Annotated in this window: 16 protein-coding genes; 8 read left to right on the top strand and 8 right to left on the bottom strand. The window is 57.5% G+C overall.

What is annotated here, in order from left to right:
- The first annotated feature begins 60 nt into the window (after positions 1-60).
- The 4 genes from MWU49_RS10535 to MWU49_RS10520 all read left to right on the top strand — a co-directional run bounded on the left by MWU49_RS10535 (position 61) and on the right by MWU49_RS10520 (position 3,314).
- Complete coding sequence (locus MWU49_RS10535) at positions 61-1,008, top strand: ABC transporter ATP-binding protein (RefSeq protein WP_246971773.1); 948 nt, start codon at positions 61-63, stop codon at positions 1,006-1,008.
- Positions 1,008-1,769: an ABC transporter permease gene (locus tag MWU49_RS10530; protein WP_246972898.1), complete on the top strand. Its 762-nt coding sequence runs from the start codon at positions 1,008-1,010 to the stop codon at positions 1,767-1,769. Before MWU49_RS10535 ends, MWU49_RS10530 begins: the two co-directional genes overlap by 1 nt.
- Before the next feature lie 7 nt (positions 1,770-1,776).
- Complete coding sequence (locus MWU49_RS10525; RefSeq protein WP_246971771.1) at positions 1,777-2,688, top strand: bestrophin family ion channel; 912 nt, start codon at positions 1,777-1,779, stop codon at positions 2,686-2,688.
- 164 nt (positions 2,689-2,852) lie between these two features.
- Positions 2,853-3,314, top strand: a complete 462-nt coding sequence (locus MWU49_RS10520) for a hypothetical protein (protein ID WP_246971769.1) — start codon at positions 2,853-2,855, stop codon at positions 3,312-3,314.
- A 424-nt stretch (positions 3,315-3,738) separates the two neighbouring features.
- Here the strand turns inward: MWU49_RS10520 and MWU49_RS10515 are convergent, their stop codons facing one another.
- Complete coding sequence (locus MWU49_RS10515; protein WP_246971767.1) at positions 3,739-4,959, bottom strand: saccharopine dehydrogenase NADP-binding domain-containing protein; 1,221 nt, start codon at positions 4,957-4,959, stop codon at positions 3,739-3,741.
- A gap of 150 nt (positions 4,960-5,109) precedes the next feature.
- On the bottom strand, positions 5,110-6,285 hold the full coding sequence (locus MWU49_RS10510; protein WP_246971765.1) for an alkane 1-monooxygenase: 1,176 nt from the start codon (positions 6,283-6,285) through the stop codon (positions 5,110-5,112).
- Positions 6,286-6,434: 149 nt separating this feature from the next.
- Here MWU49_RS10510 and MWU49_RS10505 point away from each other — a divergent pair, with 149 nt between their 5' ends.
- On the top strand, positions 6,435-7,478 hold the full coding sequence (locus MWU49_RS10505) for an AraC family transcriptional regulator (protein ID WP_246971762.1): 1,044 nt from the start codon (positions 6,435-6,437) through the stop codon (positions 7,476-7,478).
- 61 nt (positions 7,479-7,539) lie between these two features.
- Here the strand turns inward: MWU49_RS10505 and MWU49_RS10495 are convergent, their stop codons facing one another.
- From MWU49_RS10495 to MWU49_RS10480, 4 genes are all read right to left on the bottom strand, one after another.
- Entirely contained in the window at positions 7,540-8,955 is a 1,416-nt protein-coding gene (locus MWU49_RS10495) for a fatty acid desaturase (protein WP_348646701.1), read from the bottom strand.
- Positions 8,956-9,221: 266 nt separating this feature from the next.
- The gene (locus tag MWU49_RS10490) at positions 9,222-9,863 is read right to left on the bottom strand and encodes a DUF2238 domain-containing protein (protein ID WP_246971760.1); all 642 of its coding nucleotides are present in this window, start codon (positions 9,861-9,863) and stop codon (positions 9,222-9,224) included.
- A complete protein-coding gene (locus tag MWU49_RS10485) occupies positions 9,864-10,310 on the bottom strand; it encodes a YchJ family protein (RefSeq protein WP_246971758.1) in 447 nt (148 codons plus the stop codon).
- Positions 10,307-10,870, bottom strand: a complete 564-nt coding sequence (locus MWU49_RS10480; RefSeq protein ID WP_246971756.1) for a gamma-glutamylcyclotransferase — start codon at positions 10,868-10,870, stop codon at positions 10,307-10,309. Before MWU49_RS10480 ends, MWU49_RS10485 begins: the two co-directional genes overlap by 4 nt.
- 108 nt (positions 10,871-10,978) lie before the next feature.
- On the opposite strand from MWU49_RS10480, the gene pdxH reads away from it, so the two are divergent.
- Positions 10,979-11,608 (top strand): pyridoxamine 5'-phosphate oxidase, encoded by a 630-nt coding sequence (gene pdxH, locus MWU49_RS10475; protein WP_246972893.1) that lies wholly within the window; start codon positions 10,979-10,981, stop codon positions 11,606-11,608.
- Positions 11,609-11,684: 76 nt separating this feature from the next.
- Entirely contained in the window at positions 11,685-12,296 is a 612-nt protein-coding gene (locus tag MWU49_RS10470; protein ID WP_246971753.1) for a response regulator transcription factor, read from the top strand.
- Here MWU49_RS10470 and MWU49_RS10465 read toward each other — a convergent pair.
- Positions 12,289-14,022, bottom strand: coding sequence for an ATP-binding protein (locus tag MWU49_RS10465; protein WP_246971751.1), 1,734 nt, complete (start codon positions 14,020-14,022; stop codon positions 12,289-12,291). The genes MWU49_RS10470 and MWU49_RS10465 overlap by 8 nt on opposite strands.
- Positions 14,023-14,184: 162 nt before the next feature.
- Here MWU49_RS10465 and MWU49_RS10460 point away from each other — a divergent pair, with 162 nt between their 5' ends.
- Positions 14,185-15,690, top strand: a complete 1,506-nt coding sequence (locus MWU49_RS10460; RefSeq protein WP_246971749.1) for a hyalin — start codon at positions 14,185-14,187, stop codon at positions 15,688-15,690.
- 228 nt (positions 15,691-15,918) lie between these two features.
- Here the strand turns inward: MWU49_RS10460 and MWU49_RS10455 are convergent, their stop codons facing one another.
- Entirely contained in the window at positions 15,919-16,839 is a 921-nt protein-coding gene (locus MWU49_RS10455; protein ID WP_246971747.1) for a bile acid:sodium symporter family protein, read from the bottom strand.
- Positions 16,840-16,924: the final 85 nt, after the last annotated feature.

The raw sequence follows: 16,924 nt of genomic DNA, 5'->3' as shown, positions 1-16,924 counted from the left end.
GGCATCGGGCTTCATGCATCATGCGTCATACGTAAATTGCCCTCGACCAGGGAGAAACATGTGAGTGCTGTCATTTCCGTCAAGGATCTGAACAAGATCTACGACTCCGGCTTCCAGGCCCTTAAGGGGGTGAGTCTGGATATTCAGGCTGGAGAAATCTTTGCCCTGCTGGGGCCCAACGGGGCGGGCAAGACCACGCTGATCAGCATCATCTGTGGCATCGTCAATCCCTCCAGTGGCACGGTGCTGGCGGATGGTCATGACATCATCAAGGAGTTCCGGGCCGCGCGTAGCGCCATTGGGCTTGTGCCCCAGGAGTTGTCTACCGATGCCTTTGAAACGGTATGGGGTACGGTGAGCTTCAGTCGTGGCCTGTTCGGCAAGCCGCGTAACGATGCCCATATCGAAAAGGTGCTGCGCGATCTTTCCCTGTGGGACAAGAAGGACAGCAAGATCATGATGCTGTCCGGCGGCATGAAACGCCGGGTGATGATCGCCAAGGCGCTGTCCCATGAACCCAAGATCCTGTTCCTGGATGAACCCACCGCGGGTGTGGATGTGGAGCTGCGCCGGGAGATGTGGGAGATGGTTCGCGAGCTGCGCGAGCAGGGTGTCACCATCATCCTGACCACCCACTACATCGAAGAAGCCGAAGAGATGGCAGACCGGGTGGGGATTATCAACCGCGGTGAAATCATCCTGGTGGATGAAAAGGCGCGCTTGATGGAGCAGCTGGGCCGCAAGCAACTGACCGTGCAACTGGCAGAGCCCCTGCAGAGTCTGCCTGGTTCGTTCAATTACGAATCCCTGGAGCTGGCGGCGGATGGCTGGTCTCTGATTTATACCTACGATACCAATCAGGAAAGTACCGGCATTGCCGAACTGCTGCGCAAGCTCAGTCAGGAAGGCATCGATTTCAAGGATCTGCATTCCAGCCAGAGTTCGCTGGAGGATATCTTTGTGGATCTGGTCAAGAATGGTGAGCGGGCGCGGACAGGAGCAGCATGATGAATTTCTACTCCATAAAAGCCATCTACAAGTTTGAAATGGCGCGGACCTGGCGCACCCTGATGCAGAGTATTGCCTCGCCGGTGATTTCCACTTCTCTGTATTTTGTGGTGTTTGGCTCCGCCATTGGTTCGCGTATGGTGGAGATCGATGGTGTCAGTTATGGCGCCTTTATCATCCCCGGTCTGATCATGCTGACGCTGATGACGCAGAGTATTTCCAACGCCTCTTTCGGCATTTATATGCCCACTTTTTCTGGCACCATCTACGAGGTATTGTCGGCGCCGGTGTCCTACGTGGAAATCGTGATCGGCTATGTGGGAGCGGCAGCCACCAAGTCGTCCATTCTCGGGCTGCTGATTCTGCTTACGGCCAGATTCTTTGTGGATTATGAAGTACAGCATCCTTTCATGATGCTGGCCTTCCTTTTCCTCACCGCGATCACCTTCAGTCTGTTCGGTTTTATTATTGGTGTCTGGGCGGATACCTTTGAAAAATTGCAGATCATTCCGTTGATGATTATCACCCCGTTGACCTTTCTCGGCGGCAGCTTTTACTCCATCGACATGCTGCCACCGTTCTGGCAGACCGTGACGCTGTTCAATCCGGTGGTCTATCTGATTAGCGGCTTCCGTTACAGCTTCTTCGGCACGGCGGATGTCCATGTGGGCGTCAGCATCGGTATGACCGCCCTGTTCCTGGCCATCTGCATTTCTCTGGTGGGTTGGATTTTCAAAACCGGTTACAAGCTGAAGAGTTGATACATTCATGATCGTCAGGGATCGTCCCAACGCCATTGCCATCCTGTTTGCTATCCGCGGTTCTGTGTTGCCGGAAATTCTGCCGCATATCCTGGCGGTCGCCGCCTTTTCGGTGGCGGTGACGGCAGTGAGCCGCTATCACCTGATGGAAGTCAGCTCCCTGTCGGTGATGCCGATTACCCTGCTGGGTATTGTGCTGTCTATCCTGCTCGGTTTTCGCAACAACGCGGCCTATGACCGCTGGTGGGAGGCGCGCAAGCTGTGGGGCCAGATGGTCTATGAGATACGTAGCCTGGCCCGGGCCAGTGGCAGTTTGCTGGGTGACGGTGACCCTGTCCGGCGGGCGATATTGATGAGGGTGCTGGCCTTTGCCCATGCCCTGAAGACGCAATTACGTGCCGAGGAAGAGCAGGAGAATCTGGCTTACTGGGTAGGCGCGCCGGCCCTGGCGGATGCCCGCAGAAAAAGCAATCTGGCGGATGCGTTCATTGCCCAGTCCGGCCAGCTGCTGGGTGAGCAGTATCGTCAGGGCAAGCTGGACAGCATGGGGCTGAAGATTCTGGACGAACGGTTGACCGCGCTTGGCAGCATCCAGGCCGGCTGTGAGCGGATTGCCTCCACGCCGCTGCCCTTTGCCTATACCTTGCTGGTGCACCGGACTGCCTATGTGTATTGCTACCTGTTGCCTTTTGCGCTGATCGGCGGCCTGGGGTGGGGCGCCCCGGTGCTGGTGGCGATCGTGGCCTACACCTTCTTCGGTATCGACAAGCTGTCCGAACACCTGGAAACGCCTTTCGGCCGTGACCCTAACGATCTGCCATTGGATGCGCTGTGTCGTATCCACGAGATCTCGGTGGCCGATGCCCTGGGCGAGCCCGCCCCCGAACCGCTGGCGGTCACGGATTACCAGCTGCAATAAAAAAGCTGTGAGCTTCGAGCTCCGAGGAAAGGCAAAACCGCGTGGCCTCGGCGAACTCTGTGGTTAATGTGTCTCCGGCCTTGGCATGAATACCCCATATGGGGGATGTGCGTCCTGCCGGGGCTCGTTACCGTTACCCCATTGCGGACTAAGGATCCGCCTTCATGGATAACGGAGAGGGGATAGCGATGCGCTGGTTTGTCATGCTGATGGTTGGGTTGGGGATCTCTCTGTCGGCTGCCGCCGAGGATTTCAATTATTCGGGCCACAAGGTAACGGTTAACGGAGTGCCGTCGGCGGTGTTTGGTGGCTACGACAATTACGAAGGCAAGGGCGGCGAATTTTCCCGGGATGGCAGTACCTACCAATTCGACAAAGATGGCACGGTAACCGTGAACTGGGCCGGTGGTCGCACGGTGCAGGCGGACTGGGGGCTGGTGCGCACCCAGGACGGCGAAGATTTCATGCGGATCCAATCCAGCCCTGGCAAGCCGGAGTTTGTCGGCGCCTACATCCTGGCCATGAAGATCAAGGACCAGCACCACATCTCCAAGTTCTATTTCCTGCCGGACTCCAATGAGATCTGGGAGACTTCTGCGCGTTATCAGATGATGAAAAAGCAGTAGGACGCTGGACGCCTGAGGCCGGATGCCTGACGCGAAATTCAAACCAGGCCTTTGACGAAATTGCCGTAGGAGCCTGCCTGCAGGCGATCCGAGCCTAAGCGAGGCAAGGATTCCAGAAGCGAGTTTCGAGTACCGAGTTTCGAAAACCTAAAAACGGCAGCCAGTTCCGGGGTTTGGGGGTTTTGCCCTTCGAAACTCGCTTCTCGTAACTCGGAACTTATTCCCTCGCTTAGGCTCGGATCGCTTGCAGGCAAGCTCCCACAGCAGCCACTAGTTAGTGTTTACCGACGCAAAAAGGCCCGCCCGGTAACGGGCGGGCCTTTTTGCGTCAGGCGTCAGGCGTCAGGCGTCAGGCGTCAGGCGTCAGGCGTCAGGCGTCAGGCGTCAGGCGTCAGGCGTCAGGCGTCAGGCGTCAGGCGTCAAATCACACTACTTCGAACGTCAACCCGGCCTTGTTCTGCAGGCGTTTGAGCAGGGCTTCGCCGAGCAGGCTGGCGGTGGTCCAGAAGCCGCCGGGAGCTTCCGGGGAAATGTCCTTTGCCAGGCACACGGCGGATTCGGCCAGCATCTTGGAAGTCGAGCCGTAACCCGGATCGGCATCGCCGGTGACCTTTACCTGGATCATCTTGCCACTGGCGGTATGGCCGACCAGACGCACATCAAAGAATCCCGCTTTCTGGGCTTCCGGGCTGGGGCCTTCGCCGGGCTGCGGTACCACAAACTTGTTCAATGCCCAGCGGGTGGGGGAGATAGCTGCCGCGCCGAAGAACAGGCCGGTGCCAACGCCAATTCCCAGCGCTTTCAGCCGGCCACCGATACCATCCCCGGTGAGCATGCCTTCGTTGTAGGTCATGTCCTTGCTGTAATCGTTGAGCACATTGGAGCGGTGCACGATGCGGCTGTTGATCGCGTCCATCACGAACGGTGCAGCCCAGGCCTGCAGGTCTTCCTCGTATTCCGGCATGGTGATGCTGTGCTGGCGGGCAGTGAGGCCATGATTGGGCGGACACAGCAGATAGGGATTGGCCAGTTTCTTGCGCAGCGCCGGGTCTTTTGAGGCTTCCTCGGCAATGTTCATCATGCTCGCCACGGTGCCACCGGAGACGCCGCCCTTGGCCACTTTTACGCGCATGGCCACCCGGGTGGCCGGGGCCTTGAACTGCTTCTGTGCCTGCTGCTGCAGGAAGAAGGTGCCCATGTCGGAAGGAATGGAATCAAAGCCACAGCAGTGCACGATGCGCGCGCCATTTTTCTTGGCGGTGGCTTCGTATTTTTCCAGCATGGCGGCGATCCATTGGGCTTCACCGGTGAGATCGCAGTAATCGGTGCCGCTTTCGGTGCAGGCGCGGATCATCGGCTCGCCGTACAGGGCGTAGGGACCCACGGTGGAGATCACCACCGAAGTCTGTGCACACAGCGCATCCAGACTGGCCGGATCGTTGGCGTTGGCGGTGATCAGCGGCAGTTTACTGGCGGCACTGCCCAGGGTTTCTTTGACCTGTTCCAGTTTGTCCATGGAGCGACCTGCCGCCGCCCATTTCAATTCGCCGTCTACCCCGTAGGTATCGGTGAGGTATTGGCAGAGAATCTGGCCCACAAAACTGGTGGCACCAAAAACCACCACATCAAAGGCGGGATCGCTCATGAGAACTCCTTGTGCTGAGAAGCTGAATCAATTCAGTAGAAGAGGTTAACGGACAAGGAGCGCAATGTATCTGTCTGGCTGTGAAAAAGGCGAGAGATGCCACCCCGGTGTCGCTTTCGACGGTAGCGGGGTGGTCTTCAGGTGGCAGTCTCAGGGCTGGATCTGGTACCGCTGGATTAGCTGATTTTTCTTGCCCGGGTGGAAGTTGATATTGCTGGCACGGTTGCCGGCATGCTCCAGCAGTTTGCGGTCCATGACCCGGAACCACAGGGGCGGCACATAGCTGATCAGAAACATGCCGAAGTAGCCGTTGGGCAGGGTGGGCAAGTTGTCAAAATGGCGCAGGCTCTGATAGCGGCGAGCGGGATGGGCATGGTGGTCGGAGTGACGCTGCAGGTGGAATGAGGCCCAGTTGGAGAACATGTGGTTGCTGTTCCAGCTGTGATGGGGCTGGGTGCGCTCATACCGACCATCAGGCAGTTTGTGGCGCAGCAGGCCGTAGTGCTCCACATAGTTGGCGGACGTCAGCTGCAGATAGGACCACAGGGTGACGGCGGCAATGAAGGGCACCATCTGCCAGCCAAACAGGGCAATGATGCTGCCCCATATCAACAGGCTCATCAGGGCCGGTTGAAGAATCTCATTGTGCAGCGACCACACCGGTTGGCCCTGCTTTTTCAGCCGCGCGGCTTCCAGTTCCCAGGCACGGAAGAAGGCGCCGGGGATTTCCCGCAGGGCAAAACCCCAGATGGTTTCCCCCATCCGTGAGGACGCAGGATCCTCCGGGGTGGCCACATCCCGGTGATGACCCTTGTTGTGCTCGATGGGGAAATGGCCATAGCCCAGCGGCGCCAGCACGATCTTGGCCAGCCAGCGCTCAAGCGCGGTTTTCTTGTGGCCCAGTTCGTGGCCCAGGTTGATGCCAGCGGCGCCACAGATAGTGCCGGTCAGCAGCACCATGGCCAGCCAGCCATGCAGCGGCAGTGCGTGAGTACCCACAAACCACATGCCGAACAGGTAGGCACCAATCAGGATAGGTACCAGTGCATAGGTCATGTAGCGGTAGTAGGCATCGGCTTCCAGCTGCGGCACCACTTCCTCCGGCGGGTTACTGAGGTCTTCGCCGATCAGCATGTCGAGAAGTGGAATGATCAGGTAATAAAACACCAGCGGCAGCCACAGGGTGATTGCTTCGCCGGTGGCGAAATAGAGCACCGGCCCGAGAAACACGCTGCCGGGCACCAGCAGTGAGACCATCCACAGTGGTCGTTTGCGGTCGCGATACTCCACGCCGGAAGGGCCGATAAATACGCCTGCCTTGCTCATGGGGGTTGCCTCTTGTTGTTGTCCTGATACGGATCATGCGCTCGTGTTTCCCGCGGCGGCACCGCCGTTGATGGCAAAAAATCGTCATATAGTGACAGATTAAACAGAATGTTTTAGCGTTGAGCTTCCCTTTGTCTGTGGTGATGCCCATGGAATCTCTGGCCCCTGAAAGACTGAAACCCGGTATCCATCCTGCCTACAGTCGCCTGCTGTGTGCCTGGCTGCAGGGGCGGGGGTTCAGTGAAGCAGAGATTTTCAGTGGTACCCGCCTGCAATGGTCGGAGCTGGTCAACGAGCACCGCTATCTCAGTCTGGAGCAGTTGTCCCGGCTGATCCGGCGGGCCACTGAATTGACCGGTGTGCAGGGTCAGGGCCTGGCGCTGGGTCGCTCCACCTCGGTGTCGGCCCATGGAGCCCTGGGTTATGCGGTGGTGTCCTCCGCTACCCTTGGCGACATGCTGACAGTGCTGGAACGATTTGTTGCCATTCGCATCCGCTGGGTATCACTACGCTTGAAACGAGAGTCAGGGGCTGTGCTGCTGGAAATCGAGGAAAGCGTGGATCTGGACGATTGCCGGGAGTTTATTCATGGCGCTTTGCTGGGCACCTTTGTGCAGATGGTGCAGGCGGTGATGCCGAATCAGTGTGAGCGTCTGTCGGTGGCATTGCCCTTCTCCGGCGCGGCCGTTCGTGCACACTATGAGGCCCTGCTGGAGTGTGAGCTTTCCTTCGATGCGCCATCTTTTGCCATTACAGTGCCTGAGACTCTGCTGGAGATGCCCTGCCTGACGGCGGATGCTGCGACCCATCGCAATGCCATTCGGGATTGTGAGCATCAGCTGGCCATGCTGCAGCGCGGCGGCCCCCTGAGCCAGCAAGTCAGTATCGCGTTGCTGGATCAGAGCGGCGCGTTTCCCACCCTGGAGCTCATGGCCGAGCGATTTGCCATGTCGGCACGTTCATTGATCCGCAAGCTGAAGAGCGAGGGCAGTAGTTACCAGCAATTGCTGGATGAGGTGCGCAAGGAGCAGGCGTTATGGCTGTTGCAGGAAACCGCGCTACCCATCGATCAGATCGCCGAACAGCTGGGCTATCAGGACACCTCCAATTTCAGTCGCACCTTCCGTCGCTGGTTCGGCCAGACGCCGCTGGCAATGCGAAAAGGCGACATGTCTGGAGCCTCTCCTGATTAAATGTAGCGGCTGTTCAGGCTTATGCGTCAGGCTTCAGGCATCCAGCGTCAGGCGTTAAACATCATGGCTGCTTGAGGACGAAATCCACCTTGTCGCGCACAGCGCAGTCCGGGCAGCTCCAGGTATCGGGAATCTCTATCCAGTGAGTGCCCGGCGCAAAACCCTCACTCTCATCGCCCCGGCTTTCATCGTAAATGTACCCACAATTGGGGCATTCAAACTGATGGCTTCGGTCCTGTTCCTGCTCGGCCTTGCGGGCGGCGGCCAGCGCCACCTCATCCACATCGGGTTCGGAATCGGCGCTTTGGTAGGTCACTGGCGGTGCCTGCCATTTTGCCAGCAGCGCCTCGCGTTTTTCTGGTTGCAGGTTGGCTTTGCCCAGGTCGCCCTTGAAGTGTTTGTAGACTAGCGGATCCATTTTCTTGAACCACACAAACGGCAGGTAGGCAGGAATCAGCATGGAGGCATAGCCGGAGGGTAACTGCGGGCTGTCATCGAAATGGCGCAGGGCCTGAAAGCGTCGGGTGGGATTGGCGTGATGATCCGAATGACGCTGCAGCTGATAGAGGAACAGGTTGGTGACGATGTGATTGCTGTTCCAGGAATGACGAGGCTGGCAGCGTTCATAACGGCCGCGTTCATCCTTTTGCCGCAGCAGTCCGTAATGCTCCATGTAATTGATGACTTCCAGCAGGGAGGCACCATAGAACGCTTGCAGCAGCAGGAACGGCAGCACGATCCAGCCGAACCAGGCGGTCAGCAAGACGAACAGCGCAACGGTCATCAGCCAGGCCTGCAGATTCTCGTTCCTCAGTGACCACAGCGGCTGCTCACAACGCTGCAGGCGTTGCTGTTCTATGTGCCAGGCAGATTTCAGGCTGCCGATCATGGTGCGTGGCAGAAACTGCCAGAAGCTTTCCCCCATCCGGGAAGACGCAGGGTCTTCCGGAGTGGCCACATTCTTGTGGTGGCCCTTGTTGTGTTCCACAAAGAAATGTCCGTAGGCCACGGGCGCCAGGGTGACCTTGGCCAGCCAGCGTTCCAGTTTCCCCTTCTTGTGGCCCAGTTCATGAGCCGTGTTGATGGCGATCCCGTTTACTGCGCCAACACTCAGGATGAGACCGACGATTCCCCACCAGGGGGCGCTGCCCTGGGCCACGATCCAGGCGCCGAGCACGGTAGCCAGATATTGGGTGGGGATGTAGGCATAGACAATCAGCCGGTAATAGCGGTCATCCTCCAGTTCCTGAACGGCGGATTCTGGTGGGTTGTTGGTGTCAGTGCCTATCACCCAGTCTGCGAAGGGAATCAGCACATAGACCAGAATGGGGCCGCCCCACAGCAGCACGGGCCAGTCCCATGCAAATTGGTAGATCAGCAGCAGTGATAGTGCGAGAACAGGAATGCCAGGGCTAAGCAGCCACAGGTAACGTTTGCCATCGTGCCAGGATGCGGAGTTGGCATGTGCGAAAGCCATGATTCACCTCGACAGGGTAACGCGGGGTTTTCTTTTCAACGTTAGACCTGTGGAAGCGATACGCCAAGTTGCGGTTTGTATAGGCTTGGCAAATATTGATGGTTGGGGCCGCTCTGCGGTTGCAACAAGCTGCATGCATCACGCAACACGCAACCCCGGGAACCTCCCCACTGCAGGTGCGCATGGGTCCCTTGGTGGGAGCTGTACGCGAAGCGGTTCTGGTCGAGACAGGGAAAGGCCCTGTTTTCCGCTGATACGTGAGTAACCTATTTTTTTTCCATCAGGCGGTCGCGGCCGTACAGCAGGGTTGCGCCCAGCAGGGATCCCAGCCCCGCCAGGGCCATGTCTTTCTGGGCATCCCAGATGTCCCCCTGGGTGCCGAGATAGGCCTGCCCCAGATCGCCGCCAAACAGCAGCACGGCCACCCACTCCATGATTTCATAGAGTCCGGAAATGGCCATTACCAGGCTGATCGCCACAGTGTATTGCCAGCGTCTCGTTAGGCCGGTGGCCTGTTGCAGCCATTCACAGAACGCCGGCATGAACAGTAGACCAAACAGACCATGCACCAGCCGGTCAAAGTGGTTGCGCTGCCAGCCCAGCATCTCATTCAGGGAGTGGCCAAAAAGTTGCTCTGTCCAGCGGTTATAAGGGACTTCCGCATAGGTGTAGTGTGAGCCAAGCACATGCAGCAGCATGAACAGCCAGTAGGCAGTAATGGCCAGGGTGGAGAATCGGTAGCGACGCCAGCCAAGCACGCTAACAGGAACGGCGAGTATCACCAGCACGTTTTCCAGCATCCAGTCATCGCGATACAGCGGTGCGATGGCCAGTGCCAGCCAATAGATCCAGAACAGCCCGAACAGGGTCAGGGCATAGCGGGATGAGGCTGCCTTGATATCGTTCATTCAGGCGCAGCACTTCTTGAATTTCTTGCCGCTGCCACACAGGCAGGGATCATTGCGACCGGGCTTGAGTACGGACACGGACGTCTCGCCATCCACATAAAACCAGTGCCCCTCTTCGCGGACAAAATTGGAGATTTCTTCCAGCATGGTGAAGCCGTGGGGCTCCTGACTCACGGCCTGGAAATGCACCTTGCCACGATCGCTGTCCTCGCTGGCGTTGATAATGGTAAGGCCTACCCAGTGTTCCTTGTCATCCAGCGACAGATTGTCGGGCCGAGTGCCGGGGTGCCAGCTACGCAGAAGGTAATCGGCCTTGCCCATGGCAAAGGCACTGAAGCGTGAGCGCATCAAGGCCTCCGGACTGGCTGCGGGTTGACCGTCATGCAACGGTTGGCAGCACTGGCTGTAATCCTTGCCGGACCGGCAGGGGCAGGGCATTGGGATCATGGTGTCATGTCCTGAAGGTGTTGTTCGATAGTAAAGACATGCTCATCGTGAGCGTCCATGGCGCGTAACGCCTCGGCCAGTTGCACAAGGTAATCCCGATTGCTGCCACTGGGGCCATGACTGCCGGCAATATGTCGGGCGATGTCGGCTTCATCGGCCGGGCCCAAAAAAGCCGCATTGTCTTCACTGGCAATATAGATCAACCCTTCAGCGCTATGCCCATCGGTAAAGGTCAGGGTCTGCCGGAAACGCAGATAGCCATTTTTTTCCCGGTGATCAAGATGCTCAAACACATCCGGAGTAATCTGGTAGGCCATGCCATCACAGCGGTGCCCCGGGCTCTGGATCAGTGTCACCACCCGGCCGGGTTGCTCCGGCGTACCGCGATGATCATGGGAGCCTTGCCAGAAACGCCGGGCCCAACCGGTGATGAAGGCTGGATGACGTTCCAGAAACGGGAAATCGGCCTTGTAGATCAGTGAGCCGTAACCGAACAGCCATACTGGCTGGTGCGGATCCAGCGAATGGCGGCGGCGATTCTCTTCAGACGTATCCAGCATGTCTTGATCCAGGTTCGTTTCCTTCACGGTGACAACGTTATACTGGCGCTTCTTATATTACCGCTAGTGTGGCCCGGCGCCATGATGAGCAGCAAAAAAGAGGAAGCCATGAAAGACGTGCGCGAAGAGTACCATGCCGAGGGTTTGACCGAAGCGTCGCTCCATGACGACCCGCTTGAGCAGGCGCGCCGCTGGGTGGATGAAGCCATTGAGGCGGAATTACCGCTACCCAATGCCATGACCCTGGCCACTGTCAGCGCAGAGGGGCAGCCGTCCTCCAGAGTCGTGTTGCTCAAGGGCATTGAAGGGGGCGGCTTTACTTTCTTTACCCACTACGACAGCCGCAAGGGCGAGGAAATCGCCGCCAACCCGAAGGTCTCTTTCACCATGTTCTGGCAGCCGTTCGACCGGCAGATGATCGTGATCGGTGAAGCGCACAAGGTGGATCCGGAAGAGTCAGAAAGTTATTTCGCCTCCAGGCCCTATGCCAGTCAGGTGAGTGCGGCCATTTCTCCCCAAAGCCAGCCAGCCAGCCGTGAATGGCTGGAGGAAGAAGTGGCTCGTCTGGAAAAGGAATTTCCGTCTGCCCCGGTACCGCGTCCCGAACAGTGGGGCGGTTACCGGATCATCCCCAAAGAAATCCAGTTCTGGCACGGCCGCCCGAGCCGGCTCCACGACAGGTTTCGCTATCAGCGTGGGGCTGATGGGCAATGGACGAAGGCGCGTTTGGCGCCATAGAATGAACCATGTTCATATGGTGCTGGCGGCCCCGCTCTTATAAGCTGTCGGTCGAGACGGGGACAAGGCTGTTACGTTGAACATTCTGATTGTCGACGACCATCAACTTTTTGCTGATGCTCTGACCATTACACTGAAAAGTTTTTATCCGGACGCGACGGTGACCACCTGTGAGTTTCCGCATTGGCTGCTGGATAACCGACAGCTGTTGCCGGGATTTGATCTGGTCATACTCGATCAGGCCATGCCGGAGCTGGACGGTCTTACGCTGTGGAGTCTGGTGGGGCGGTTGATGGGCGACGCCCGGGTTCTGGTCTGTTCCGGTTCTGTCGATGAAACCACCGTGCGCAAGGCTGTACAGCTAAAAGTGAATGGCTTTGTCGACAAGAGCGAGCCTGTCGAAAAGATTTTGCATGCCATCCGTGAGGTAATGGCTGGACGTTCTTTCTTCTCGGAGTCCTTCCGCATGCTGGCGGGATCGGAAGGCAAAGAGCCGCTGACGCTGACTCGGCAGCAGCTTGCCATTCTGGCCATGCTGCAGGAAGGCCATGGCAACAAGGAAATTGCCCGTCAGCTTTTTGTCAGCATCAATACCGTCAAGACCCACCTGCGTCTGTTGTACGAAAAGCTCGAGGTGGCCAATCGCACAGCCTGTATCGAGAAGGCGCGCAAGCTGAAACTTATCTAGTCTCTTGCAGTAATGCTGTGAGCTTTGCGGTCAGCGCTTCTGCTCCCACTGGCTTGAACAGCACCTCAATATCGTCTGGCAGCTGTGCCAGAAACTCGGGTGAGGTGTTGCCGGTGATCACCAGTGCGGGAATGGGCTGGTCATACATTTCGCTGACGGCATTGATCACGGTAGCGGCATTGATGTCAGGTCCGATCTGTTCATCGGTGATGATCAGGGAGGGTGCTTCGCGGGTTTGCCGCAGGGCAGCCAATGCCGGGCTCAGGCTCTGGTGAGCGGAGACCGTGGCCCCCAGACTCTCCAGCAAGCCGGCCAGGGCGTCGGTGACGCGTTTGTCATCATCAATCAGTAACACGGTCAGATTGCCAAATGGCTGATCCATGTCTTCAACGTCTGGATCAGGCTGGACAGGCGCACCTCCTGCCGCGGGCAGGGTCAGGGTAAATCGGGTTCCTCGCCCTGGTGTGGATGTCATTGCCACAGGGATATTGCACAGGCTACTGAGCCTGCTGACGATGGCCAGCCCCAGCCCCAGCCCGTTCTGGATGGCGCGATGGTCATTGTCGATCTGCATGAACTCTTCAAAGACTTCTGATTGATAGCTCTCATCAATGCCGATGCCGGTATCCGTGATGTGAAGGAGGATACTTTCACCGGTTGATTCCGTACTCAGGCAAATTTCACCCTGCCGGGTGTACTTGACGGCATTGCTGATCAGGTTGCGCACGATGCGGGCAAGCAAGACGGCATCGGCAAACACGTAATGCGGCTCAATATCTTCCATTACCAGCTTGAGACCCTTGTTGCGGATTGCTGGCAGGTTTTCATCAACCACCGGTTGCAGGGTATCCGCCAGGCTGATGATGCGCTTCTGGGGTGTCAGGCGTTGCGACTGCAATCGCGACAACAGCAACAGATGGTTGAGAAGATCGTTGCAAGAGGCAATGGCAGCATCCAGTTTCTCAACCACTTCCGGTTGAGGTGTATCACTGCTCTTCAGCATGGCGGCATACAGGGTGGCTGCCTGAAGGGGCTGGCGCAGATCATGACTGGCCGCGGCAAGAAAACGTGTCTTGCTCTGGCTGGCCTTGTTGGCCAGCTGACTTGCCTGTTCTGCCTCGATGCGCAGTGCGATGGTGCTGATCTGTGATTTGTGGATGAACATGCTGAAGATGGTCAGTGACAGCAGGTTGATCAGCGGAATAGCCTTGATGATACCCGGCGCCTCGGGGACGTGCAGAAGAATGAAGGCAAAATAAGCGAGAAATACCGGCGTGATAAAGCTGATGAAAATATCCGGATAGACCCCCATGGACACCGAGGGAATTGACGACGCGACGGTGAGAATTACCAGGCAGGTAAGGATGGTGATGGCATCGGTGTCGGGCAGAAACAGAAAAGGAAACGACGACCAGAGCAGCGCCCAGATGAGCGCCATATAAACATTGATGCGATGCCACTTTCGGGTACGGTGTGACTCGCGGTGCCTGTTCTTGTTGTAAAAGTAGACGATGAAAAACGACTGGCCAGCGATGAGCGTCAGCATGGCAAACCAGACAGCAAAAGCCATTTCCCCATAGGTATCCGGGAAAAAAAACGGCAAGCCCGCAGCGATCAGTAATGACAGCACCATGCGCGACCCCACTTCCTGCATGAACAGGTTATGGCGTTCCTGGAGAATGCGTTCGCGGTTTTCAGTAACGGCGCGGCGAAGGGTTTCCGGCATGATCAGGTTGTCAGTCGCAATAATGAAGCATGAGTCTAGCCCGTTTATTTCAGCTTGTAAGTGCTGCGGATGTGAATTCACCCATCAGGGTGAAGGTGGTGCTCCTGCCTCGATGCTCTAATGACGCCTTCTCTGGGTGAGCAATGAATCGGGGTAATTCTGATGTTGAACAAGCAAGTCGCCAAACTGGCGGGAGCCATTGGCCTGGCCACCATGATCTCTGCCTGTGGCGGAGGCGGTTCCAGCTCTGCCGTTGGCACAACGGTTAGCGATAGCGGCAACGGCTTTGTGGTGTTCGCGGCCTATGACGGCGCAGCCTTTGTGGCTCGTAGCGCCACGCCGAGGGCGGCTATTGGGGGGATGGAACTGTGGAAAACCAACGGTACCAGTGCCGGTACGGTGAAGATCACCGATGGCAACGGCTCAGGCTTTGCTGTTGCGGGTTACTACATGGCGGAAATGAACGGCAAGATCTATTACCCTGGCAAGGATGCCTCTGGTGAAGAGGAGCTCTGGGTTACCGACGGCACGGGTGAGGGGACCCAGCGGCTCAAGGATATTAATCCGGCGGGAAGTTCCTTCCCACGTGATATGGTGGCCTCGGAAGGCAAGCTGTATGTCAATATCTTCACCAGTGCCGCGGGTAGGGAGCTGCTGGTGACTGACGGCAGCGAGGCAGGGACTGAGCTGTTTGACCTGGAACCGCTGGGTGCGTCTACCAACCCCATTGCCCTGACTCCGGTGAGCGGCGGGCTTTTCTTTTATGACCAGAACGACGGCGAAGTGTATTTCACTGACGGTACCCTGGCGGGCACGAGTATCGTTGCGCAGGAAAATCAGGCCATCGCTTCTGGCAGCCTGGCGAAATTCCCGGAACTGATCATTGATGATGAGTGGATGGGCTATCAGGGCAACTTGCTGTTTACCGGGCGTTATAACGCAAGCGATGCAGAAACCCGTCTTTACGAGCTGGATCAGAATGGCAATATCAGGGAGATATCCTTTGATAATGGCGGCAGCACAGTCCGGCTGAATATCACCGAGAATGTCGTTACCAGCAACGGCAAGGTGTATTTCGTGGCGGACTCGAGTGCAGGTCTGCATATTTTCGAGTATGACGGCAGTACGGTGTCAAATCTGACTACCAGTGAGGCTAGCCGTCCCTATCACAACAAGCTGGTTGGCACGTCATTGGGTGTATTCATGTACGCGGAGATGGCCGGGCTGCCGCCGTATCTTCTGCGTGTGGATAACACGAATGGCCCGGCAGGCCTCGGTCTCGCACTGCGCGGCAGTGGAGATTATTCCTTCGCTGCTGTTGAGGACATGGTGGAGGTTAATGGTACGGTATTCTTCAGAGCCCAAACCGAGGGCACCGGAGGCAGCGATTTCGGTATCGAACTGTGGAAAACCGATGGCACCCGGCAGGGAACGGACCTGGTCAAGGATATCAATGACACCATGGCGGGCGCACACTCCTACCCTTACCCGCTGACATTCATGTACCAGATGCCGCCGACCGTGAAGCGGGGCCTGGGCAGCAAATATCTGTTCGCTGCGGATAATGGCAGTGAAGGTTTTGAGCCCTGGGTATCCGATGGTTCCAATGCTGGCACCATGCTGCTCAAGGACATCAGTGCTGGTGGTGGTGATAGCATTATCGACTAATTCAGTTAACAGTTAACAGCGGCGCGATAGCGCGTTGTTGTTACTTCCGGAAATGAGGCCGCGCCCGTGTTTTGGGCGCGGCCTTTTTGCGTTTAAAAGACAAGGGAAAAGCAAAACAAATACTTGACAGAGTATGCTGCTCGGGCAGCCTTCACTGTTCACTGTTCACTGTTCACTGTTCACTGTTCACTGTTCACTGTTCACTGTTCACTGTTCACTGTTCACTGTTCACTGTTCACTGTTCACTGTTTTCTTCTGCCAGACGGTCGCGAGCAGAGACCCGGAAAGATTGTGCCAGACGCTGAACAGGGCGCCGGGGAGGGCGGCCAGCGGGGTGAAATGCTTGATGGCCAGCGCGACGCCCAGCCCGGAATTTTGCATGCCCACTTCAATGGCAAGCGTGCGGGCTGTGATCTTGTCCAGCCGTAACAGCCGGGCGATGCCGTAACCACTCAACAGGCCAAGGCCGTTGTGCAATACCACGGCGATGATCACCAGCAGCCCTGCCTCTCCGATACGGGACGCATTCAGGGCCACGATGATACCAATCACCAGCACGATGGCAGCCACGGAGATCAGCGGGAACAACTCCCGCATGGGGGCAAGCCGGCGCTGCAGCAAGGTATTCAATGCGCAACCTGCGACTACAGGCACCACCACGATCTGAACCAGTGACATCAGCATGCCGCTGACCGGCACAGGAATGCGTTCTCCAAGATACAGCCAGGTGAGTAACGGGGTGGCGATCACGGCCACCAGGGTGGAGGCAAAGGTGATGGCCACCGACAGCGCCACATTGGCGCGGGCCAGGTAGGCGATCACATTGGACGCAGTGCCGCCCGGGCAGGCGCCCACCAGCACCAGGCCGGCCAGCACCTCCGCAGGCAGTTGCAACAGATGCCCGATCACGAAAGCGATAAGCGGCATCAGCGCATACTGCATCAACACTCCCAGCCCGATAATGCCGGGTCGTTTCAATGCCTGGCGAAAATCCTCCCAGCTCAGCGACAGTCCCATGCCGAACATGATCAGCATCAACAAGGGCACAATGGCCGGCTTGCCACCTGTCAGCCACTGCGGCTGCCACCACGCCAGCAGGGAAAACAGCAGAGCCCAGAGGGGGAAGAGTTGGGTGAGTCGGTGGATCATGAGTGTCCAATCCTTAAAGAAAGCTACAAGCCGCAAGCTACAAGGCGCGACCAGACATGGTTGGGTTTTGAAACGCCGTGCCCGC

The sequence above is a fragment of the Alcanivorax sp. S6407 genome (genome assembly GCF_023016115.1).
GTDB lineage: Bacteria > Pseudomonadota > Gammaproteobacteria > Pseudomonadales > Alcanivoracaceae > Alcanivorax.
The sequence above is the reverse complement of the archived record's forward strand: the minus strand, read 5'-3'. Positions and strand labels throughout refer to the sequence as shown.

Excerpts from the sequence above, each read along its gene's own strand:
- MWU49_RS10465 (WP_246971751.1), bottom strand. The coding sequence starts at position 14,022 with ATGCCGGAAACCCTTCGCCGCGCCGTTACTGAAAACCGCGAACGCATT.
- MWU49_RS10510 (WP_246971765.1), bottom strand. The coding sequence starts at position 6,285 with ATGAGCAAGGCAGGCGTATTTATCGGCCCTTCCGGCGTGGAGTATCGC.
- MWU49_RS10495 (WP_348646701.1), bottom strand. The coding sequence starts at position 8,955 with ATGGCTTTCGCACATGCCAACTCCGCATCCTGGCACGATGGCAAACGT.
- MWU49_RS10520 (WP_246971769.1), top strand. The coding sequence starts at position 2,853 with ATGGATAACGGAGAGGGGATAGCGATGCGCTGGTTTGTCATGCTGATG.
- MWU49_RS10515 (WP_246971767.1), bottom strand. The coding sequence starts at position 4,959 with ATGAGCGATCCCGCCTTTGATGTGGTGGTTTTTGGTGCCACCAGTTTT.
- pdxH (WP_246972893.1), top strand. The coding sequence starts at position 10,979 with ATGAAAGACGTGCGCGAAGAGTACCATGCCGAGGGTTTGACCGAAGCG.
- MWU49_RS10485 (WP_246971758.1), bottom strand. The coding sequence starts at position 10,310 with ATGATCCCAATGCCCTGCCCCTGCCGGTCCGGCAAGGATTACAGCCAG.
- MWU49_RS10525 (WP_246971771.1), top strand. The coding sequence starts at position 1,777 with ATGATCGTCAGGGATCGTCCCAACGCCATTGCCATCCTGTTTGCTATC.
- MWU49_RS10505 (WP_246971762.1), top strand. The coding sequence starts at position 6,435 with ATGGAATCTCTGGCCCCTGAAAGACTGAAACCCGGTATCCATCCTGCC.
- MWU49_RS10460 (WP_246971749.1), top strand. The coding sequence starts at position 14,185 with ATGTTGAACAAGCAAGTCGCCAAACTGGCGGGAGCCATTGGCCTGGCC.
- MWU49_RS10490 (WP_246971760.1), bottom strand. The coding sequence starts at position 9,863 with ATGAACGATATCAAGGCAGCCTCATCCCGCTATGCCCTGACCCTGTTC.
- MWU49_RS10530 (WP_246972898.1), top strand. The coding sequence starts at position 1,008 with ATGAATTTCTACTCCATAAAAGCCATCTACAAGTTTGAAATGGCGCGG.
- MWU49_RS10480 (WP_246971756.1), bottom strand. The coding sequence starts at position 10,870 with ATGCTGGATACGTCTGAAGAGAATCGCCGCCGCCATTCGCTGGATCCG.
- MWU49_RS10455 (WP_246971747.1), bottom strand. The coding sequence starts at position 16,839 with ATGATCCACCGACTCACCCAACTCTTCCCCCTCTGGGCTCTGCTGTTT.